This window comes from Okeania sp. SIO3I5, assembly GCF_010672085.1.
Classification (GTDB): Bacteria; Cyanobacteriota; Cyanobacteriia; order Cyanobacteriales; family Microcoleaceae; genus Trichodesmium.
Map to the genome: position 1 here is coordinate 1 of NZ_JAAHHT010000532.1, position 1,256 is coordinate 1,256.

The window sequence follows — 1,256 nt, forward strand, 5'->3', positions numbered from 1 at the left end:
TTTTATTTTGAATAATACGAATATAAGAAATATCTATAGCTACATCTATCTGAAATATAGGATTATGATGATGCTTTCTCTGAAGCCAGACTTGAGAAAATAACTCGATCGCTTCATTTAATTTTTCAGGTGTTTCTATCAGAGTAAGAATCCATGCTTTATCAAACATTACTTCAATAGCTATTTCATAATCATGCTTCATTTTAGCTGTTTTGATCAGCCAATCATTCCATTCTAAACGATTATTCCAATTAGTTAAGCGATCGCTTTGATAACCTCGAAGATAAGAATAACTTTTAATCTGTCGCCAAAAGTATTTAACATCATCATATCTATCTTCATTAATACACCATGAAATTACATCAGTAATATTCTCCCATTCGGCTTCTAATTCTTGATAATTATTCCATTCTTTTTCATCTTTACCACCATATTTTTTAACAAATTCTTGATACCAGTCAACCCAATTGTTCCGTAATTATTTTTCCCAATCGGGTTCTTTTTTCAACTGTGCTAAAACATAACTACGAATAATAGGTAATATTTGATATTTTTCCCCACTACGTTGAATTAAGTTGAGTTTCTTTAATTCAGTGAATCCTATTTCTATTTCTTCATTATTAGTAATTTTTGCAATTGCAGTTATGATTTAATCACAAGTAATTTTAGACAATAAAGCTAAAGCCGTTAATAATTTGTAGCTAGATTTTCCTTTTAGTTGTTCAATAAAACTTTGCAAACAGTAATCAACAATATGACTCTTACCCGCACTTGAATTTTTAATTAAATGTTCAAAAGAGTGATGATTAGCTATTTGACCAATAATTAAAACAATTGCTAAAGGAATACCGCAAGATGCCCTATAAATATCTTTTTCTTGTTTTTCGTCTAAATTAATATTTTGTAATTCAGCTATATGTTTAATTAATTTTAGTCCAGACTCTTCAGATAATTCATCTAGATCGATTGGAACTCCAAAATCAGTTTTTTTGCGACTGGTAATAACAACTTTAACCTTCTTTGTTAAACTTATTAAAAACCAAATCATATCATTAATATCTTCAACTGTTTCCAAATTATCTACGATTAACAAAGTTTTGTATTTTCTCAATAAATCCAGAATTGCATCTATGCAACTATTAAAGTCTAATTTTAATAATTCCTTTTGCTCGAAAGTTGTGGCAATATCCTTGAGGATTTGTTGAAAAGATAGTTCTTTTTTATAAGAAGGTGTGATGATTTCTTCAGATGTTATA

General features: G+C 28.3%; 2 protein-coding genes. Both read right to left on the minus strand.

The window, feature by feature from the left end; all coding sequences use genetic code 11:
- A partial coding sequence (locus F6K40_RS40280) for a hypothetical protein (RefSeq protein WP_293145967.1) occupies window positions 1–202 on the minus strand: 202 nt, incomplete at its 3' end.
- 447 nt (window positions 203–649) lie between these two features.
- On the minus strand, window positions 650–1,256 hold a 607-nt coding region (locus F6K40_RS40285; protein ID WP_293145969.1), incomplete at its 5' end, for an NB-ARC domain-containing protein.